Genomic DNA, 21,514 nt, shown 5'->3' with positions numbered 1-21,514 from the left:
GTTTAAAATGTCCAGTTCTTTGTGAAACTCTTCGGCATCAATTTCAATATCATAAAATTCTGATAGGAAGTCTTTTCTGAGCTCAAAAAACGCTTTGCTATCAATTTCTTCAGTTGTTGGACCTTCGCACAACATTTCCTGCCAGGTCAAAAAATGGCCTTCATAGTGAAGCTCTTGCAGGTAATCGGTAAGAACATTACCATTGGTGATATGTAGTGTATTTGAAGCCATTAACCACCCACGCGTTTTACTGTAAATCCTTTTTGTTTAAGGATGGCCATGATTTTATCTCTGTAATCACCTTGAATTACAATTTTATCATCTTTAAAACTTCCACCAACGTTCAATTTGGTTTTGAGTTCTTTTGCAAGGATTTTAAAATCTTCGGTGGCACCGGTATAACCTTCCAAAATGGTAGTTGGTTTTCCCTTTCGCTTTTCATACTTGCAGATAATAGGCGCATCTTGCATCCAGATGTTTGAGGTTTCAACTTCCGGGGTTTCCTCGGGAACATGTTCTGGAAATAACTTTTTGAGTTGTTCTTGTAAGTCCATTTCTTCCGTATAAAGTATTCAGAAATCAGTTTTCAATAATTGCTTGGATGCTGGCTGGAAACTGTGTAATGAGTACTATTTTTTAATCAATCCTAATTCTAATAAACGTTCGTGTAAAAATTCGCCAGCCGTAATATCCTCGTAAAGTTTAGGATGGTCGTCATCAATACAGTTTTCCAGAACATTCAGTTTCATTTCGCTAACAGGATGCATGAAAAACGGAATGGAATAACGCGAAGTTCCCCATAATTCGCGAGGTGGATTGACCACACGATGGATGGTCGATTTGAGTTTATTGTTGGTATGGCGCGACAACATATCGCCAACATTTATCATCAATTCATCAGGATTTGCAATGGCATCGAGCCATTCACCTTTATGGTTTTGGACTTGCAATCCACGGCCTTGTGCACCCATCAAAAGCGTAATCAAATTGATGTCGCCATGCGCTGCGGCTCTAACGGCTTCTTTTGGTTCTTCGTGAATTGGCGGGTAATGGATGGGTCTTAAAATAGAATTTCCATTATGGATATAATTGTCAAAATAAGTTTCTTCCAAACCTAAATGCAGGGCTAAAGCCCTTAAAACATACTTAGCTGTTTTTTCGAGCATCATATAGGCCTGTTTGCCAACAGCATTAAACTCTGGCAATTCATCAACCGTTACGTTTTCAGGATATTCTTTGGCTCTAACAGGATCGTCTTCAACATACTGTCCAAAATGCCAAAACTCTTTCAAATCACCTTGCTTTTGACCTTTGGCACTTTCTTTTCCGAAGGATACATAACCGCGTTGACCTCCAATAGCTGGGTTTTCATATTTTTGTTTGATCTCTAAAGGTAACGCGAAGAATTTTTTAACTTCCTCATAAAGGTCATCTACCAATTTGTCGTCTAAAAAATGTCCTTTAAGGGCAACGAAACCAATATCTTCATATGCTTTTCCAATTTCGTCTATAAATTTTTGTTTTCTAACTGGGTCTCCAGAAACAAAATCCTGAAGGTTTACACTTGGTATCGCATTCATTCTTAAAATATTTAGATTAAACAGGCATTCTTGCAAAAGTAACGAAAATACTGATATCAATAATTGGTTTATTGTGCTAAATAATTAGTGGTTTGGAGCCAATCTCTCTTATTTTATTTACATTTGGAATTTAAATTTAAAATCTATGTTAACATCCGCTAAGACCCCTATATATTACGATAAAAAGAATCTTGATGATAGGACCCTTTTGAAACTTTATAAGAACATGCTCAAGCCACGATTGATTGAAGAGAAGATGTTGATTCTCTTGCGACAAGGTAAAGTGTCAAAGTGGTTTTCGGGTATTGGTCAAGAAGCCATTTCGGTAGGCGTAACGATGGCTTTACAAAACCATGAATATATTTTACCGATGCACCGAAACCTTGGTGTTTTTACAACGCGTGATATTCCATTGAGCAGATTGTTTAGCCAATGGCAAGGAAAAGCAAATGGATTTACCAAAGGACGGGATCGGTCGTTTCATTTCGGAACTCAAGACTATCATATTGTGGGGATGATTTCGCATTTGGGACCGCAATTGGGTGTGGCCGATGGGATTGCCTTGGCCAGTAATCTTAAAAATAAAGGTGAGGTTACCGCTGTTTTTACAGGAGAGGGAGGTACGAGTGAAGGTGATTTTCACGAGGCATTAAACGTGGCTTCAGTTTGGCAATTGCCTGTTATCTTCTGTATCGAAAATAATGGTTATGGTTTATCGACACCAACCAAAGAACAGTATTATTGTAAGGATCTTGCTGATAGAGGTAAGGGCTATGGTATTGATTCTTTTATTTTGGATGGAAATAATATTCTTGAAGTTTATGAAAAAACCGTAAAACTTGCAGAAAGTATGCGCAAGCGTCCCAGACCAATATTGATTGAATTTAAAACCTTTAGGATGCGTGGCCATGAAGAGGCTAGTGGTACCAAATATGTTCCTAATGAATTGATGGCGGCTTGGGAAGTGAAAGATCCGATTAGTAATTATCGAAACTATTTGCTCAAATTAGGTGTTTTGACCACTGCCAAAGATGATGAATTCCATCAAGAAATTAAAGCTGAAATTGATGAAGCTTTACAAATAGCAAGCGCTGAAGGCAAAATTGTTCCAGATGAACGTACTGAACTAAATGATGTTTATAAACCGTATGATTATCAGCATGTTGCTCATAGTTCAAATAAGGAAGAAATCCGATTTATAGATGCTATTTCACAAGGTCTAAGACAGAGTATGAGACGTCATAAGGATCTTGTAATTATGGGTCAGGATATTGCAGAATATGGAGGCGTTTTTAAAATAACAGAAGGTTTTGTAGAAGAGTTTGGAAATAAGCGTGTGCGCAATACACCAATATGTGAATCTGCTATTGTTGAAACAGGAATGGGCTTGTCTATTGCTGGAATGAAAGCTGTAGTGGAGATGCAGTTTGCCGATTTTGTAAGCTCAGGCTTTAATCCGATAGTCAATTATTTGGCAAAATCCCATTACCGATGGGGTCAAAACGCCGATGTTGTGGTCCGGATGCCTTGTGGTGCCGGTGTGGCAGCGGGACCTTTCCATTCGCAAACCAATGAAGCATGGTTTACAAAAACACCAGGTTTAAAAGTGGTCTATCCTGCATTTCCTTATGATGCCAAAGGGTTGTTGGCAACTGCCATTAATGACCCAAATCCGGTGTTATACTTTGAGCATAAAGCATTGTACAGAAGTATCCGTCAGGAAGTACCAACCGATTATTTTACAATTCCTTTTGGAGAAGCTGCACTTTTAAGAGAAGGAGATTCTGTAAGTATCATTACTTATGGCGCAGGTGTGCATTGGGCTTTAGAAACTTTGGATAAGAATAAAGATATTTCTGCCGATTTGATCGATTTGAGAACTTTGCAACCGTTGGATGTCGAAGCCATTTATAAATCAGTTAAAAAAACAGGTCGGGCGATTATTCTTCAAGAAGATTCATTGTTTGGTGGTATAGCCAGTGATTTGAGCGCTATGATCATGGAAAACTGTTTTGAGTACTTGGATGCGCCTGTAAAACGTGTGGCCAGTATGGAAACACCAATTCCATTTATCAATCAATTGGAAGATCAGTATTTGGCAAAAGGTAAGTTTGAAGAGGCTCTAAAAACACTTCTGAACTACTAGTTTTTAGAGCACTTTTTTAAGAAAGTGCTCATATGCATTCCTATTAATAATAATGATGCCACTATCGAAATTTTAACAACGGTAGTGGCATTAATTATTTTTAGACTTCACAGTAATGTCGGTGTTTTTTACAACAACTTTTATTTTTAAACTTTTAGAGGTAGAGACCAATTCCTAATTTTAAGTCATTTATCCATATAGATGATACTTTTTTTCTTATCTTAGAGAGTATAAACCTTCTATTTTAAAAATTGAGATTATGAGCGATATCAAAATATATTCAGGAACCTCCCAAGTAAAAATGATGGAAATCAAAAATATGCTAGAAAACGAAGGCATTGAATACTTTGAAATGAATAAATTAGATTCTTCTTATACGGGTATTTTGGGCGAATTACAACTTTATGTTTCCGAGGCAGATTTCGAAAAAGCTGAAGAATTGTTGAAAAATATTGAAAACGAATAACATTAATAAAAACAGGATAAATCCAAAAAGAAAGGGCTGTCTCAGAAAAGACAGCCCTTTTATATATGTTTAGCCGACAAATAGTTATTTTCCTTCAGCAATCATACTTTTCATTTCATTTTCGACCATTTCGTAGAATTGGTCAATTTTTGGAAGTACTAAAATACGTGTACGTCTGTTGATTGATCTGTTTTCGGCAGTATCATTTGGTACCAATGGTACATATTCGCTACGTCCAGAAGCAATTAATTGTTTTGGGTTAACGCCAAGCTCTTCCAATACTCTAACAATTGAAGTTGCACGTTTAACACTCAAATCCCAGTTGTCTTGGATTACCCCACCTTTTTTGTAAGGTACGCTATCAGTATGTCCTTCTACCATACATTCAAAATCAGGTTTTCCATTAACAACAGTTGCAACTTTAGCCAAGATGGTTTTAGCTTTTGAAGTTACGTTGTAGCTTCCGCTTTGGAACAATAATTTATCAGCTATTGAAATGTAAACTACACCTTTTTCAACATTGATTTGGATGTCTGGATCGTTAAGACCAACATCTTTTTTCAAGCTTGTTACAATAGCCAAGGTAACACTGTCCTTTTTGGTAAGGGCATCTTGCAAACGAGAAATCTTTAAATCTTTTTCTTTAAGGCTCTCAAGAGATCTTTCAAGGTTCTCTGCACCTTTTTGTGTTAAGGTTGTAAGGTTACCTTTAGTGTCAATTAAATCCTGATTGGTTTTACGCAAATCGGCCAATTGCTCTTGTAAACCTTCAACTCGAGCTAATGCCGTAGCTCTTTCAGATAAACAGCTATTTAACTTAACAGTCGCGGTGTTTAATAAATCTTGTGTTTCTTTTTGTTTTGCTTCAAGTGCAGAGTATTCTTTTTTAGATACACATGAACTTAAAACGAGTAGAGAAAACACGCTTAATAACATGATTTTTTTCATAATGGTAGTGATTAAATAATTAAAAATTTAACGCCCCAAAATTATGTAAAAAACCCCAGTATTTCGACGGATTAACAAAAAAATTAACACTTTCTAAAAATCATGAAAATTCCTAAGGTTTTTAACAAAATAAAGCCACACAATCGACGTGATTTTGTAATATTTATGTCCTGAAGAACTATCATTTCCTATCTTTTTTAACCGCTGTCGTTGTTTTAGCATGGGTTGCAATTGTGCGTAAAAACCAAAATGTGATTTGACAACGGCCATGGTGTGCTTGGGTTTAAATTCGGTTAAAAATTTTATGCCTGCAATTCCATCCAAGCAAAGTCTTGTAAATATTAAAAAGAAAATATTTCCCGGAAGATTTTTTGTTAAAGTGAATAAACTATTTCTAAAGTTGAGATAGGTTTTTTTAGGATTTGTTGCGTTTAATGTAGCGCCGCCAACATGATAAACCGTTGATATACCTACATATTTAACGATATGTCCGCGATTAAAAGCCCGCCAGCACAAATCAATTTCTTCCATGTGTGCAAAAAACGATTCGTCAAAGCCATTTAAGCTTTCAAAAACAGATTTTCTGATAAAAAAACATGCGCCCGAAGCCCAAAAAATTTCCATGACATCATCATATTGGCCATTGTCTTTTTCGATGGTATTAAAAATTCGTCCTCTGCAATAAGGAAATCCGTATTTATCAATAAAACCTCCCGCAGCACCAGCATATTCAAAATAATTTTTGTTGTTATAGTCCAAGATTTTTGGTTGGATAATAGCGGTTTTGGGTTCCGCATCAAAAACAGATTGTATGGGATCGAGCCAATGTTCAGTCACTTCAACATCACTATTTAAAAGGCAATAAATAGGTTCATCAACCTGTTTTAAGGCTTCATTATAACCTTTGGCGTAACCTCCATTTTCTTTATTCTGAATGATTTTTACCGTTGGAAAATTGGATGCTATAAAAGCCACCGAATCATCGGTTGACGCATTGTCGGCCACATAAATTACCGCATTTTCAGAATGCATAATGACCGACGGAAGAAATTTTTCCAACAAATCCCTGCCATTCCAATTTAATATAACGATGGCTATTTTTTCCTTATTCACAAATGCATAAATTTAATTTGAAATAGTAAAGAAAAGTTTATATTTTTCAATTTCTCTCAATAATTATCGGATTCCATTTTAACTTCAATTTCATTTCTTCACCTCCCTCACATATTCTGGAATATCTTGTAAGAACACATAATTTTCTGCTTCAAAATCCATCTGGCAATAATAGTGCTGTAAGCCATTGGTCACCATCAAGTAAGTGGCTTTTAATGCCAAATTATAACGTGCAATTTGGTCAAAAGTACTTTGGTCAATTTCAATATATGGTGCTTTACATTCCACTATCAAATGCACGTCGCCTTGTGGGTCAAAAATGACAATGTCATAGCGCTTTTTCAAACTATTGATAGTCAGTTCTTTTTCAACATTAATCAACGAATGTGGGTACTTCTTAACTTCAATTAAGTACTGTACACAATGTTGTCTAACCCATTCTTCGGGTTGTAAAATGATAAATTTTTTACGAATGGTGTCGAAAATAGATACTTTATTTTCGCTATTTTTGAAACGGAACGAAAACTTCGGGAAATTGAGTGGTTGCAAGACTTCTAATTTAGACCTCCCAAAGTTAATCTTCAATACTTAAATACCAAATTCCTTGAGTAAAAAGTGAACTTTGGTACTTAACAATATCACAATTTTAGAATTTTGGACGAAGTTAAAGACATCATTATTGATATTAAGAACAGAAAGTTTAAGCCCGTTTATTTTTTAATGGGTGAGGAGGCTTATTTTATAGATATTATTTCAGATTATATTGAAGATAACGTGCTTCCGGAAGAAGGTCGTGGATTTGACCAAATGGTATTATATGGTCGTGATGTTACTATTGATGATATTGTTGGCAATGCCAAACGTTTTCCGATGATGTCCGAGTATCAAGTGATTATTGTTAAAGAAGCCCAGGATTTATCCCGGACCATTGAAAAATTGGTAGATTATGTCAAACAGCCGCAGCCTTCAACGATTTTGGTTTTTAATTATAAATACAAAACCATCGATAAGCGAAAAACTTTATACAAAACTTTAAATAAAGCAGGTGTAGTTTTTGAATCCAAAAAGCTTTATGAAAATAAAGTGCCCGATTGGATCAAACGTGTGCTCGCATCAAAAAACTATACTATAGCACCAAAGGCCGCACAAATGTTGGTCGAGTTTTTAGGAACAGATTTGAGTAAAATCAATAATGAATTGAATAAGCTTCAAATTGTTTTACCAAAAGGAACTCAGATTACTCCAGAGCATATTGAGGAAAATATAGGGATAAGTAAGGATTTTAATAATTTTGAATTGCGCAAGGCTATTGGTGATCTTGATGTTAAAAAAGCTCAGCAAATTGTTAAATATTTTGCCGAAAATCCAAAGGATAATCCCATGGTGGTTACCGTATCTTTATTGTTTGCTTTCTTTTCCCAATTGTTGCAATTCCATGGATTGGCCGATAAAAATCCCCGAAACGTAGCCTCGACATTAGGTATCAATCCTTATTTTGTCAATGAATTTATTAATGCCGCTCGTAATTTTCCAATGAAAAAAGTAAGTGCGGTTATTGCTACACTTAGAGAATTTGATGTAAAAAGTAAAGGTGTTGGCTCCAATGCTATTTCACAAGGTGATTTGCTTAAAGAATTGGTAGTAAAGATTGTTAGGTAAGTATTATCTGCGTGTCAAGTATCTGATTTTCAGGAAAATAAACTGTTTTTTAAATCCTGATATTTACTGGAGTAAGTTGTTCAAGTAATTTTAAAAGTAAACTCTTGCTTTTAAAGGTGTGCTGGTTGCTTCCAGTTTTTCTAATTCTACCTGATAATCATATTGCAAATCTTCATGAAGTGTTGCTACCAGTTTTTTTATAAATAAGATCTGTCGTTCATAGATATTCCCGATCGTAACATTTTTAAAAAGTTCAGGATCAAACTTTAGAAGTACGTTGCAAAAGTGCAGTAATAACTCGACCTCTGTTTCTTTTTTCAAAGAATATTTAGCGTATTTCTTAATCATTCTAAGGATTTTACGCACGCTTTTCTTGACGTAGAAATAGCTTGAGGTATTGATGGTTGTAAATTGCTCGTCGATTTCTTTTTTTACCGATGCGATATAGCCTAATTCATCATGAGCTTCAAACAGCAAATAAGTAAGCAGTTCCTTGTTTTCTTTTTTGAACTTGGAAAGCCGTAAACAAAGCTCCAATAAGTCTTCATTGGAGCGGTGTTTAAGTTCTTTTCTAAGTGTTACAACAGAAACGGCTTTCATTATAAATGCCTTATTTTTTGTCGAAAGAATATTTTCCTGGTCCCATTAAAGCAATGGCAATAAATCCAATAATATAAAGTATTGCTTTTTCCTTAACAGCTAATGGATCCGTAGCATGAACCACAAAAATGGCTCCAGCCATAGTCAGGATGGTAGGAATGGCGGCAATTCTAGTTTTTAAACCAATAAGAATAAGTATTGGGGCAACAACTTCACCTATGATTGCTAAAATAAGGGTTGGTATACTCCCAATACCTAATGGGTCAGGGAAACCAGAAGGCTTATCAAAAAGCATTTGGAATTTTGGAATGCCATGTGTTAACATCATGACAGAAAAACCTACTCTTAAAACGGCAAGTGCTACATCGTTATATTTGTTTTTCATTTAAAAAGAATTAAATAATGTATAATTTATTGGATAAAAATAGTGTTTCCTCACCAAAAAATAATTAAAATTTTAAAATTTCGGATATTTTTTAGGGTCGACTTCATGCATCATAGCGTACACGTTTTCAAAAACATCCTCTACCGAAGGTTTTGAAAAGTAATCACCATCAGTTCCGTAAGCTGGTCGGTGGGCACGTGCTGTTAATGTTTTAGGTTGGCTATCTAAATATTGATAGGCATTTTGTCTTTCCAATATTTCATTAAGAAGATAGGCCGAAGCTCCACCAGGCACATCTTCGTCAATCACCATAAGGCGATTGGTTTTTGCAACGCTTTTTACGGTATCATGATTTAAATCGAAAGGTAATAAGGATTGTGCGTCAATGACTTCTGCATCAATACCAACTTCCAACAATTCATTAGCGGCTTGTCTTACAATTCGCAAAGTAGAACCGTAGGACACTAAAGTAATATCATTACCGTTTTTAACAGTTTCGACCACTCCAATAGGAGTTTTAAATTCGCCTAAATTGTTTGGTAATTTTTCTTTTAATCGATACCCGTTTAGACATTCTACAATGAGTGCAGGATCGTCACCCTCTAAAAGTGTATTATAAAAACCTGCCGCTTTCGTCATGTTTCTAGGTACTAAAACATGCATTCCCCTTATTAGATTAAGTATGCCTCCCAATTGTGAACCTGAATGCCAGATACCTTCCAGTCTGTGTCCTCTTGTTCTTACAATAAGCGGTGCTTTTTGCTTGCCATGTGTTCTGTAGTGCAACGTGGCAAGGTCATCACTCATTATCTGAAGAGCATAAAGGATATAATCCAAATACTGGATTTCGGCAATAGGACGTAGGCCTCGCATGGCCATACCTATTCCTTGACCAAGAATAGTCGCTTCACGAATACCGGTATCGGCAACTCTCAGTTCGCCATATTTTTCTTGTAAACCTTCCAAACCTTGGTTGACATCTCCAATGGCCCCGGTATCTTCTCCAAAAATTAAAGTTTTCGGATACTTTTTGAAAATAGCATCAAAATTATTTCGTAATACCAAACGGCCATCCACATCTTCTGGGGAAGTGTCATAAGTTGGTAATACTTCTTTGACGTATAAAGCCGATTTTTTTGATTGACTAAATAAATGGGAACTATATTTTGGTTGTACTCTTTCTAAATATTCTTGGATCCAGTTTTGAATAGCATTTTTTTCTGTAGAATTTTCTGAAATCACATATCGTAATGATTTCCGAACAGCCGATGCTATATCCTTTCTAGTGGGTTCAAAAACATCGGATAGTTCAAAAGCCAAACGCTCAATAAACGCTTTATTGACACTCGTGTTGGCAAGGTTGTTTATGAGTTGGGTAGCCTGTTGCTGCTCTTCTTTTATGGGATTTTGATAAGCCTCCCAGGCAGCTTTTTTACCGTCTCTAACGTTCTTTTTAATTGCTTTTTCAATGGCGTCCAATTCTAGTTCGGTAGAAATCCCATTGCCAATAATCCATTCGCGCATTTTACGTATGCAATCGCGTTCTGTTTCCCAATCCAAACGCTTTTTGGATTTGTAACGCTCATGTGATCCTGAGGTAGAATGACCTTGTGGTTGCGTAAGTTCAACAACATGGATTAGTACCGGTACATGTTCTTCTCTGGCGATTTTTGAAGCTTTTTGATAGGTTTCAATTAAAGCAACATAATCCCAACCTTTTACTTTTAATATTTCATAGCCTTTAGCTTTGTCATCCCGTTGAAAACCTTTTAGGATTTCAGAAATATTTTCTTTCGTGGTTTGATGTTTGGCATGCACGGAAATTCCGTATTCATCATCCCATACACTGATAACCATGGGGACCTGTAAAACGCCCGCGGCATTTATAGTTTCAAAAAATAAGCCTTCACTTGTACTTGCATTGCCAATAGTTCCCCAAGCAACTTCATTTCCCTTATCCGAAAAGTTGGAGGCATTTATACCTTCTACATTTCGATATATTTTAGAGGCTTGCGCCAGACCTAAAAGTCGAGGCATTTGTCCAGCAGTAGGAGAGATGTCTGCACTTGAGTTTTTTTGTTTCAGGAGATTTTTCCATTCGCCTTTTTCATCCAAGCTATGGGTTCCAAAGTGACCACCCATTTGACGTCCCGCCGACATTGGGTCGTGGTTAATATCTGGATCGCCATATAATCCTGCAAAAAACTGCTGGATGCTCAGTTCACCAATAGCCATCATAAAGGTTTGGTCACGGTAATATCCTGATCTAAAATCTCCATTTTGAAATACTTTGGCCCACGCCAGTTGTGGCACTTCTTTTCCATCTCCAAAAATTCCAAATTTCGCCTTTCCGGTGAGAACCTCACGGCGACCCAATAAACTACACTCCCTACTGGTTACTGCAATTTTATAGTCGCTTAAAATTTCTGATTGGAATTCCTCGAAGGATATGTCTTTGGCTGTTTTTGGAGTCGTTTGCATAAGGTGCTTTTTGGTTGATGCAAAAGTAGTCAAAATGGACTGGCTTTGCAATTCAAAAGTGATTAAATGGCTTTATTAAAGTTTAGGTTAATGAACTTTGAATCTGTTTAAATTCATGTGATTATCATTGATATTCAGTGATTTTGTGTTAATTGTTTTAATCTTTTATTAAAGTTGAATTAAAGAGTTTTAAAATTCGTTTGTACTCATCCGTCCAACTGCTTGGTTCTACAAATCCGTGGTCTTCTGCCGGATAAACGGCCATTTCCCAATTGTCTTTGCCCAATTCAATTAGGCGTTGTGCCAAGCGCACCACATCTTGAAAATGTACGTTGACATCTACAATACCGTGTGCAATAAGCAAGTCGCCTTTTAGGCCTTCGGCAAAATAAATAGGTGAGGAGCGCTCATAGGCAATCGGGTCGTTAAAAGGTTCGTTCAAAATATTTGACGTATAGCCATGATTGTAATGTGCCCAATCGGTTACAGAACGCAATGCTGCACCCGAAGCAAAAGTATCCGCTTCGTTAAATAAGGCCATCAAGGTGATAAAACCGCCATAACTACCACCGTATATGCCTATTTTGTTTTTATCTACTCCGTGGTTTTCTATGAGATATTTTACGCCATCGACATGGTCGGATAAATCTTTTCCACCCATATGTCTGTAAATTCCGGTTCGCCAATCTCTCCCATATCCTGCGCTACCGCGGTAATCAATATCAATGACCGTGTAACCCAAATCTGTCAATAAATTATGGAACATATATTCTCTAAAGTAAGAAGACCACCATTTGTGCACATTTTGAAGATAGCCGGCACCATGGACAAAAACTACCGCGGCATTGTTTTTAACCGAGGCTTCTGGTAAATAAAGTCTTGCCGGAACCTGCGCACCATCTTGTGCCGTAAAGCTAATAAGTTGTGGATCTCGCCAGTTATAACTTTTAAAAACTTCCGATTGACCAGAAGTCAATTGTACCGCTTTTGATTTGGAGTCATTCTTTTTGAAATAAAGCTCCCAAGGTTGGTTGCTGTACGAATATAAAATAGCGAGCGTTTTTTCGTCTGGAGAAAGTGTCACATCATTATTGCCGGTCATGGAGGTCAATTGCTCCATTTTGCCCCCCATTAAAGGCATTTTGTAAAAATGTCTTTCGCCAGGATGAACTTCTGATGTGGTCAAATACCAACTTTTTTGATCGTTCGAAATAAAAGGATTAAAAACTTCATATTCTCCTGAAGTCAATGCTGTTTTTTTCCCGGTGGTTACATCCAAAAGATATAAATGTGAATAGCCCGTGGCCTCCGATTGGAAGTATATATGTTTGTTGTCTGGTAGCCAACCCATCGTACCGCCACTGGTAGCTCTGCCAATGCCAGGGCCTGCAACCCAAGCTTCATCACGTTGTCTGTCCAAATTGGTTAGCGCGCCTGTAGCCAAATCAAGTTTAGCAATCCAACGGTCTTTATTGTCTTTGGATCGCACATTAATGATGGCATGCTGGCCATTATCCGAAAAATAGGCATTAGAAACCATCACCTCACGATTTTTAGTCTCCCATTCCTTATCCGGATAATCCTTAACATAATCCGGTAAATCTTGAATGCCAGGTAGCGTGTTGGTTTCAACTTTATAAACAGTGTCTTTTTCAATATTATAAATGGCCAATTCTACTTTGGTCTGATCATCGCCAACTTTTGAACGGGTGTTTAAATCGGTGGTGTAGCTCGAAGCATCAATATAATCTGGTACGATAGTGTTTTCACTTTTACCACGTTGAAAAAGACTAAAAGTTACATATTTTGCGTCTGGCGAAACTTTTAAACCCATAATTTGCTGGTTACCTGTGTAATAGGTGAAGGCGTCTTTATCCTTGCGTTCGTCCCTGATTTCTTTGGTGGTTTGTTGTTTGTCTTTTCGTTCTTTTACAACGCTTAGTAACTTCAGGTTTTCAGATTCAAGAAGTGCCGCTTTTTCAGATACCTTCGGATCTTTCTTTTTCGGAGCTTCACCGGCTATTATTTGCGTTAGCTTTTGTAAAACACCAGTTTTTTGAGAATAGATATAAGCATTGTTTTCTGCTTCAAAAGCAATCCAGTCTTCATTGGCTAAAAAATACGGACTGCCAATATTTTTTGGAAATTGCAATACTTCGGTTTCTTTTCCTGATTTGATGTCTCGGACGATTAGCGTATTTCCTTTAGAATAAATCTGTTTAGTTTTTGATTTATCAAATGACCCTCTACCAAAATTGATGTTTTTTTCTTCGGTCCAACTTACTTTTTCAATGTTTTTAGGTTGCGCCAATCGGATGCGATATAGTGAATCGGAAGGATCATTATCTCGATTGTAATCAAAATAAATGGCGTCGTTGTTTTGGCTCCATTTAACGTTTGAAGGAAAAGTCCCCATCCATTTTGGGTCTTGCATTATTTTTTCAACACTGAGCTCACTTTGCTGTGCGTAACCAGCAATGAAAAGAAAGGAAAAGAGGAGGCTGAAAATAAAGGATTTATTCATGTGTCTAAAGCGGAATTAAGGGTTAAAAGTCGTTATTAGTATGATGGTTTTTAATTGAAAAATCATTCAGTTTTTAAAGATAGGGACTTCAATAAATAAATCCCAAATAAATGATTAATTAAATTGTTTTGGATCAAAACCATTTACGTCTAAAAAGGCCTAATAAAACTTCGGGATCTATCGTAAATTTTATTCGGATGCGTTGGCTGTAATTCGGTTCGTCAATTTCCCATCCCAAACTCGAATAGACAGGAAAGTAAAGTTCAAAATAATCGGTAACTAAATTGAGCCGAATACCCGAATCATAAACAAATTCAGGATCAAACGACTTGTTTTTCATCAAACCAACATCCCCATAAGCTTCTATAAAACGCCATAAAGTTGTGCTCATATTGGCTGTAGCCATCCATTGATTGGCAAAAGGAGTTTCTAATTTTGATTTAAATCCGCCTTCGGCAATGATAATTTGCTGGCTAAAGATCCCTGAATTTTCAGAGCGTCCCAAATAGTTGTAGTCAAATAAATAATCGGTAGGACGGTCTAGCGCAAAACTGAAATAGTCGGAATCGGTTTTATTGTATAAAAAAGTTCCTGCATAAAACCTAAAATTAAGTTGCCGATTGCTCTCCAACAGTTTTCGCCATTCATAATTTATGGCAATTTTGCCGAATTTTTTGGCAACTTGGAAATCATAATAAAATTTGGAATATTTAATCAAATCCGGATTGGCATCAATATATCTGATATTAAATATTCCATAATCTGGATTATTGATCGGTAATGCTTCATGGTCCTTAACGTTTCTGGAAATATTTAGATACCTAAAATTTAAATAGCTTGCTTTGTTGGATCTGAGGTTGTTGTGGTTTCTAAAATGAAAAGAAATACTTGGACTTATTTTGGTGACAAATGCATTTTTGGCGAATGACGAGTACGCGCCTATAAATCCATAAGTAATCATGTGTAGGTTTTTATCTTCAATATGTTGGCTGTAAAGTGCTGTTGCGTTACCCGTAAATGCTTGCGAATTAAATGAATATTTAGGTGTGAGCCTGTAGGTGAAATTCTTCATCAACAGCGTTTTGTTATATACTTTTGTGCCTAAGGTAAAACCATCATAAATATTATTGAATTCGGCCAATGGCATAAAAAACACTTGGTCATAATTGGGATCTTCAATATCCTTAAACAACCGTATCTGTAAAGGTTTGTTGTTAAAAAACCAGCCTTTTAAAGACTTCCAGTTATCCCTGAGATTGTATTCGGGAATAGTATTGTCGTAGTTTAGTACTAATTTGGTGGCCTCATTTTGGGGTATGGTCAATGTTTTTGAGCCGTTAATGTCTTCTACCCAAATTTTTGATTGAATGGTGTCGTTTTTTAATACAAATAGAGATACAGGAACATCGGTTTTTCGTTTGTTTTTAATGGTAAAGGTTACCGAATCTTCAGTTTTGATAATGTCCTTAATCCTGAAATCGATTTTTTTGGTCGTATTGACATAATCTTTAAAAAACCAATCGACATTTTTATCTGTATTTTTTTTTAATAAGTTTTCAAAATCATTACTAGAGCTCATGTTTAATTTTGAATCTTGAAGATATTCTTGGATTGTTTTTTCAACAATGCCATGATTCACAAAATCATCAATGTACTTTAAACCAATGCCTGCTTTATATTTACTTGCAATATTGGCATTGAATTTTAACAAGGAATCTTTAGAGGTGGTCAATGCTTGGTCTCTATTGGTTCGGGACATTTGCATGAAAAATAGATTGTACTGTTCATTAAAATTGACATCGGCAGCATGAAAAGAGCGAAGTCCCCAAACATTGGCCAAAGTGCCCAATAATTTAAGATCGGGATAATTTTCCTCTACATATTTCATCAAATAATAAATCTGGATGCCGTCTTTTAACCAATAATCTCTTCGCGGATTCAACAGTAGTGTATTGTCAAGATAATTACTGAGCGTTGTTTTTAAAAGTTTCAATTCATATTGTAAGTTTCCTGGAAATGGATTGATGAACTTAGGAAGTTGGTTTAAGCCGTATAGCGGATCTTTTTTATATTCAATATCGGTGACCAAAAGATAATGGTGAGGATATTGGCCCAAATGTTTGGTGATGAATTGCGTGATCTTGTCAGTTATTAACGCACGATCAGTTGGCATAATCCCTTCGCTTTCCAAATTGGTAATGACTGTAAAATTATCGGTTTGAACAAAATTAAACTTTTGGTATTTCTGAATAAAAAGCTTGCTGTCAACACGATCTTTGCCAAATAGATGAAAGATTTGTGCTTGATCTTTTACTATATTATCGACAAGTTGAAGTTCAGAATATAGGGTGTAATTTCTTGGAACTTCTATTTTTAGGTTTATATCTGCTTTTGGAACAAACAAATCGTCCAGATTTTTATTGCTATAATAATGCCATGATCCGTCATAAACCGCTGGCGTGATGTACCAATATTTTAAATTGAACTCTTCGGTATCCGTAAATCCATACTCGGTAAAAGTATCGTCAGGAAATCGGAGGTCGTAAGTCAGTTCAATCTGATAAAACGCATTGGGCAATAACGGCTTCAAAAGTTCTACTTCAACAACATCGGGATGTGGTTTTAATCGCCTGTGATTTAATTCAACGCCATTTTCGTTTATTATGGTGGTGATGCTGGTAAAACCACGCATCTCGTTGGTGGCAAAATGAAATTTCGTGCTATACTCTTCAGCAATTCTTTTGGCTAAAGGCGTTCGTTTTGTAGAAAAACTATGGTTCCAATCGTTTAGGTAAATTGTAGTTAAGGTATCGTTGGAAGTGTTTTGATAACGAATGGTCTGAACAATTTTTGCAGTTTTTTCTGGCACGCTAAATACGGCGTCAATGTTGATCTTGTTTTGACCTAACATCACTACCGAATGTAAAATCGAGAAGCTTATTAAAACGAAAAATCTTTTCAAGGAGCCATTAAAAGCTTTAAAAGTTAAAAATTTGTTTTTGACCAATGTTAAGCCGTTACTAAAAGATTATTCAAAAATCAGAGCACATTTTTCAACTTTAATTGTGTAATGTGCTCTGAACTCTATAACTTAAATATATGTAATTTTTTTAAAATCTAGAAATTTGGACTTAACTCAAATTCTTTGTAAAAGTTGTCTAAAATTACAATGACTTCTTCTGGAGTATCAACCAGATGGATAAGATCAAGATCTTTAGCGCTAATGTTAGAAAAACCTTCCAAAACGGTGGTTTTAATCCAATCCATCAGACCTTTCCAAAATTCTGTTCCTACTAAAATAATAGGAAATTCTTCAATTTTATTAGTTTGGATCAAGGTAATCGCTTCAAAGAGTTCATCCAAAGTACCAAAACCGCCCGGCATGACCACAAAACCCTGTGAGTATTTTACAAACATGACTTTCCGAACAAAAAAGTAGTCAAAATCCAAGCTTTTGTCGGCATCAATATAAGGATTGTCATGTTGTTCAAAAGGCAAATCGATGTTTAGGCCAACCGATGTTCCACCGGCAATATGTGCGCCTTTGTTGCCGGCTTCCATAATGCCGGGGCCACCACCCGTAATAACGCCATAGCCATGTTCGACAATTTTTTTGGCAATTTCTTCGGCTAATTTATAGTATTTATGATCTGGTTTGGTACGTGCAGAACCAAAAATGGACACACATGGTCCTATTTTACTTAATTTTTCATAGCCATAGACAAACTCGCCCATGATTTTAAAAATGGCCCATGAATCATTTGTTTTTATTTCGTTCCAAGCTTTACTGTGTTTTTCTAATCTCATTATCAGTGTTGTATGTTTTTGTTGAATAGTTTATAGAATTGGCTAAAATAATTTTGTCACTTACGTTAATATCCGTTTTCATTATTTCTGAAAATGCCAAAACAGACAAATTTAATGGAAAATAACATAATATGACCCATAACACAGATTTTAAAAGAATTTTAAAAAACAACGTGATGGATTGTTTAAGAATGTATATGTCTTGTTGATTTGCTGGAAGTCAAGTGTAGATAAGACCACATTAAATTATGGTTGCTAATTGTTGAGGCATTTTTTAAGTTCCAAATGGTATACTTTAACTATTAAGTAAATTGCTTTGGTTGAAAAAAAGGCAAATCGCGAGATTTGCCTTTTGGTAAATTGTTCTTAAAAACTAATAAATTACAGTGGTTTTCGACCAGAAATGATGTTGTAGAGAATTACAATAACAGCAATGACCAATAAGATATGGATCAGACTGCTAGTGGCCAATCCTTGTACAATGCCAAAAAATCCCAATATCCAAATAACGATACAAATTACTGCTACAAGCCATAGAATACTTTTCATAATAGTTAGTTTTAAAATTATACCACTAAGGTACTACAGATTGCAAATTGGTATGGTGCTTATATGCGTAAATTTTTAACACAATTGATTGTGTTTTAGCAGTATTTCAATCAAAAACAATGTTTATTATAAACTTAAAGCTCCTTCTTAAGGAATTTGGCCGTATAGCTCTTTTTGTGTTTTGCTACTTCTTCAGGAGTTCCAGTGACCACAACTTTTCCACCGCCTTTTCCACCTTCGTAACCAATATCTATAATATAATCTACGGTTTTAATAACATCCATATTATGTTCAATAATTAAGATGGTATTGCCTTTATTGACCAGTTTGTTAAGAACATTCATCAGCACTCTAATATCTTCAAAGTGCAATCCGGTAGTTGGTTCATCCAATATATAAAAGGTGTTTCCGGTATCGCGTTTACTCAGCTCTGCAGCCAATTTAATACGTTGTGCTTCACCGCCAGAAAGTGTGGTACTTTGCTGACCAAGTGTGATGTAGCCTAGTCCAACATCCTTGATGGTTTTTAATTTGTTATATATTTTTGGGATGTGTTCAAAAAAATCGACCGCTTCATTTATGGTCATGTCCAACACATCGCTAATTGACTTTCCTTTATAGCGAATTTCTAAAGTTTCACGATTAAAACGTTTGCCATGGCAAGTTTCGCACTCTACATAAACATCAGGCAAAAAGTTCATTTCAATCACTCGTAATCCACCACCTTGACAGGTTTCACAACGGCCACCTTTTACATTAAAACTAAAACGCCCTGGTTTGTAACCGCGGATCATTGCTTCAGGAATTTTAGCAAATAAACTACGGATTTCGTCAAACGTTTTTGTGTAAGTTGCCGGATTGCTACGTGGTGTTCTTCCGATGGGCGATTGGTTAATATCAATCACTTTGTCGGCATGTTCCAGTCCTTTAATGCTTTTATAGGGCATCGGTTTTTTGACACCGTTAAAATAATAAGCATTGAGAATCGGGTAGAGCGTTTCATTGATCAAGGTTGATTTTCCACTTCCTGAAACACCAGTTATGCCAATCATCATTCCCAAAGGAAATTTGACCGATACGTTTTTTAAATTATTTCCGGTACAACCGTTTAATTCAATGAATTTGCCATTGCCTTCACGACGTTTCTCAGGAATTTCAATTTTTTTAGTGCCATTTAAATAATCAGCTGTAAGCGTATGATGGGTTTTAAGCTCATCTGGTGTACCAACACTGATAATTTCGCCACCATATTTTCCGGCTTTTGGACCAATATCAATCACATAATCGGCACTTTCAATCATGTCTTTATCGTGTTCAACCACAATAACCGAATTGCCAATATCACGTAATGCGATTAAGGATTTGATCAGTTTTTCGTTATCACGTTGATGCAATCCAATACTGGGTTCGTCCAAAATATAAAGCACGCCAACCAATTGCGATCCAATTTGAGTGGCCAAACGAATACGCTGTGCTTCACCACCAGACAGCGATTTTGAGCTTCTGTTAAGGGATAGATATTCTAATCCTACGTCGAGTAAAAACTGCACACGGGTTCTTATTTCCTTAATGATTTCTTCCGAAATTTGAAATTGTTTTTCAGACAGCTTTGGAGCCAAATCTGAAAACCATTCCGCCAAATCACTGATATCCATATTTGCCAATTCGGCAATATTAAGGCCGTTTATTTTAAAATAAAGAGATTCTTGGCGTAATCGAGTGCCGTGACAAACATCGCATTCTACTTTGTCCATATACTCTTTTGCCCAACGTTTTAAAGAGGTTGTTTCAGCAGATTCAAACTGGTTTTCTATAAAATTGGCAACACCTTCAAAATCGATCTTATAATCGCGTGTAACCCCAAGTATTTTACTTTCGATGGAAAATTTTTCATTGCCACCATATAAAATCATCTTTTTGGCTTCTTCAGGGATATCTTTATAAGCATCTGTCAGTTGAAAATTATAGCGTTGCGCAATGATTTCAAACTGCTTAAAAATCCAACTGTTTTTATAAGGGCCATGAGGCGCTAGAGCACCTGCTTGTATGGAAATTGAAGGATCTGGAATGATCTTTTTTTCATTCACCTGATACAGTTTGCCAATGCCATTACATTTCGGACAAGCACCTTTGGGCGAGTTGAACGAAAAGTTGTTGGGTTCAGGGTTTGGATAAGAAATTCCTGAAGTAGGACACATTAGGTTTCTACTAAAATAGCGAACCTCATTGGTGTCTTGATCGAGTACCATTAACACGTCCTCACCATGGTACATGGCAGTATTGATGGTTTCTGAAAGACGTTTTTCATTATCTACACCGTCATCTATTTTAAGTCGGTCAATAACAATTTCAATATCGTGCGTTTTATAACGGTCCAATTGCATGCCTTTGGTCAGGTCTTTTATTTCACCATCCACACGAACTTTTACAAACCCTTTTTTTGCAATTTGCTCAAACAATTCGCGATAATGTCCTTTACGTGATCTTATAACGGGCGCTAAAACATTAATGCGTTTGTCCTTATAGCTTTCTTTCATCAAATCCTTGATTTGGGCATCGGTATAACTTACCATTTTTTCGCCTGTATTATAGCTATAGGCATCACCTGCACGAGCGAATAATAAGCGTAAAAAATCATAAATTTCAGTAATTGTGCCAACTGTAGAACGTGGCGACTTACTGGTCGTTTTTTGCTCAATGGCAATCACGGGAGAAAGCCCATCAATTTTATCAACATCCGGGCGTTCCAAACCCCCTAAAAATTGACGCGCATAGGCCGAAAATGTTTCGATATAACGTCGTTGGCCTTCGGCATAAATGGTATCAAAAGCCAAAGACGATTTGCCACTTCCAGACAATCCTGTAATAACTACAAGTTGTTCTCTAGGTATAGAAACATCTATGTTTTTTAGGTTGTGCACTCGGGCGCCTTGAACCTCAATAGTATCTTCAAATTGACTCATGGAATGGTAGAATGGATTTTAGCAACATCATCGGCCTGCTCAGAAAATCAAACAAGGTTGCAAAGATACAGTTTCTGCCTTAAATTAAGAAGTGGACGTTGCTTAGAGTTTTGTTAATTATATTTATTTTATACTCAAATAATTTTCTAAAATTCATTATTAAAAAAGATATCAGTTTCCAATATTTTAAAAAAAGTAATATACTTGTGATGCATTATATAAGCAGCTTCATATTATTTGACGTGCTGTTGAAATAATAAAGACAATAAATTAATCTAACACAGATTCTTCCA

Annotated in this window: 16 protein-coding genes and 1 pseudogene; 3 read left to right on the top strand and 14 right to left on the bottom strand. The window is 36.1% G+C overall.

From position 1 onward, the window contains the following. The 3 genes and pseudogenes from VNJ50_RS11025 to VNJ50_RS11015 form a co-directional block, all read right to left on the bottom strand. Positions 1-231, bottom strand: a pseudogene (locus VNJ50_RS11025) (DUF1835 domain-containing protein); the annotation flags it as partial. Then, on the bottom strand, positions 231-554 hold the full coding sequence (locus VNJ50_RS11020) for a translation initiation factor (protein ID WP_325581830.1): 324 nt from the start codon (positions 552-554) through the stop codon (positions 231-233). The gene VNJ50_RS11020 and the pseudogene VNJ50_RS11025, both read right to left, overlap by 1 nt. Before the next feature lie 75 nt (positions 555-629). Further along, positions 630-1,580, bottom strand: coding sequence for an isopenicillin N synthase family dioxygenase (locus VNJ50_RS11015; protein WP_325581829.1), 951 nt, complete (start codon positions 1,578-1,580; stop codon positions 630-632). A 145-nt stretch (positions 1,581-1,725) separates the two neighbouring features. Between VNJ50_RS11015 and VNJ50_RS11010 the strand changes: the two genes are divergently transcribed. Both VNJ50_RS11010 and VNJ50_RS11005 read left to right on the top strand, forming a co-directional pair. Next, complete coding sequence (locus VNJ50_RS11010; protein ID WP_325581827.1) at positions 1,726-3,726, top strand: dehydrogenase E1 component subunit alpha/beta; 2,001 nt, start codon at positions 1,726-1,728, stop codon at positions 3,724-3,726. A gap of 259 nt (positions 3,727-3,985) precedes the next feature. Then, the gene (locus tag VNJ50_RS11005; protein ID WP_325581825.1) at positions 3,986-4,192 is read left to right on the top strand and encodes a DUF2007 domain-containing protein; all 207 of its coding nucleotides are present in this window, start codon (positions 3,986-3,988) and stop codon (positions 4,190-4,192) included. A gap of 84 nt (positions 4,193-4,276) precedes the next feature. Here the strand turns inward: VNJ50_RS11005 and VNJ50_RS11000 are convergent, their stop codons facing one another. The 3 genes from VNJ50_RS11000 to VNJ50_RS10990 form a co-directional block, all read right to left on the bottom strand. Next, the gene (locus VNJ50_RS11000; RefSeq protein WP_325581823.1) at positions 4,277-5,140 is read right to left on the bottom strand and encodes a flagellar motor protein MotB; all 864 of its coding nucleotides are present in this window, start codon (positions 5,138-5,140) and stop codon (positions 4,277-4,279) included. A 93-nt stretch (positions 5,141-5,233) separates the two neighbouring features. Next, positions 5,234-6,253 carry a glycosyltransferase family 2 protein gene (locus VNJ50_RS10995; RefSeq protein ID WP_325581822.1) on the bottom strand — a complete coding sequence of 340 codons (1,020 nt, stop codon included), beginning with the start codon at positions 6,251-6,253 and terminating at the stop codon, positions 5,234-5,236. A 90-nt stretch (positions 6,254-6,343) separates the two neighbouring features. Beyond that, a complete protein-coding gene (locus VNJ50_RS10990; protein WP_325581819.1) occupies positions 6,344-6,802 on the bottom strand; it encodes a type I restriction enzyme HsdR N-terminal domain-containing protein in 459 nt (152 codons plus the stop codon). 105 nt (positions 6,803-6,907) lie between these two features. On the opposite strand from VNJ50_RS10990, the gene holA reads away from it, so the two are divergent. Continuing rightward, positions 6,908-7,912, top strand: coding sequence for a DNA polymerase III subunit delta (holA, locus tag VNJ50_RS10985; RefSeq protein ID WP_325581818.1), 1,005 nt, complete (start codon positions 6,908-6,910; stop codon positions 7,910-7,912). A 90-nt stretch (positions 7,913-8,002) separates the two neighbouring features. On the opposite strand, the gene VNJ50_RS10980 is transcribed toward holA, so the two are convergent. From VNJ50_RS10980 to uvrA, 8 genes are all read right to left on the bottom strand, one after another. After that, a complete protein-coding gene (locus VNJ50_RS10980; protein WP_325581816.1) occupies positions 8,003-8,512 on the bottom strand; it encodes a hypothetical protein in 510 nt (169 codons plus the stop codon). A gap of 10 nt (positions 8,513-8,522) precedes the next feature. After that, positions 8,523-8,897, bottom strand: coding sequence for a DoxX family protein (locus tag VNJ50_RS10975; protein WP_325581814.1), 375 nt, complete (start codon positions 8,895-8,897; stop codon positions 8,523-8,525). A gap of 72 nt (positions 8,898-8,969) precedes the next feature. Next, the gene (locus VNJ50_RS10970; RefSeq protein ID WP_325581812.1) at positions 8,970-11,378 is read right to left on the bottom strand and encodes an alpha-ketoacid dehydrogenase subunit alpha/beta; all 2,409 of its coding nucleotides are present in this window, start codon (positions 11,376-11,378) and stop codon (positions 8,970-8,972) included. Positions 11,379-11,535: 157 nt separating this feature from the next. Beyond that, a complete protein-coding gene (locus VNJ50_RS10965; RefSeq protein ID WP_325581810.1) occupies positions 11,536-13,902 on the bottom strand; it encodes a S9 family peptidase in 2,367 nt (788 codons plus the stop codon). Between the two features lie 133 nt (positions 13,903-14,035). After that, the gene (locus VNJ50_RS10960) at positions 14,036-16,813 is read right to left on the bottom strand and encodes a metalloprotease (RefSeq protein ID WP_325581808.1); all 2,778 of its coding nucleotides are present in this window, start codon (positions 16,811-16,813) and stop codon (positions 14,036-14,038) included. 206 nt (positions 16,814-17,019) lie between these two features. Then, positions 17,020-17,709, bottom strand: coding sequence for a TIGR00730 family Rossman fold protein (locus tag VNJ50_RS10955; protein ID WP_325581806.1), 690 nt, complete (start codon positions 17,707-17,709; stop codon positions 17,020-17,022). A gap of 381 nt (positions 17,710-18,090) precedes the next feature. Continuing rightward, positions 18,091-18,258 (bottom strand): lmo0937 family membrane protein, encoded by a 168-nt coding sequence (locus VNJ50_RS10950; protein ID WP_325581804.1) that lies wholly within the window; start codon positions 18,256-18,258, stop codon positions 18,091-18,093. 134 nt (positions 18,259-18,392) lie between these two features. Continuing rightward, the gene (uvrA, locus tag VNJ50_RS10945; RefSeq protein ID WP_325581802.1) at positions 18,393-21,221 is read right to left on the bottom strand and encodes an excinuclease ABC subunit UvrA; all 2,829 of its coding nucleotides are present in this window, start codon (positions 21,219-21,221) and stop codon (positions 18,393-18,395) included. Positions 21,222-21,514 lie beyond the last annotated feature (293 nt).

It is taken from the genome of Gelidibacter sp. (assembly GCF_035577925.1).
GTDB lineage: Bacteria > Bacteroidota > Bacteroidia > Flavobacteriales > Flavobacteriaceae > Gelidibacter.
Note: the sequence above shows the minus strand (reverse complement) of the source record. Positions and strands in the feature narration are given on the sequence as shown.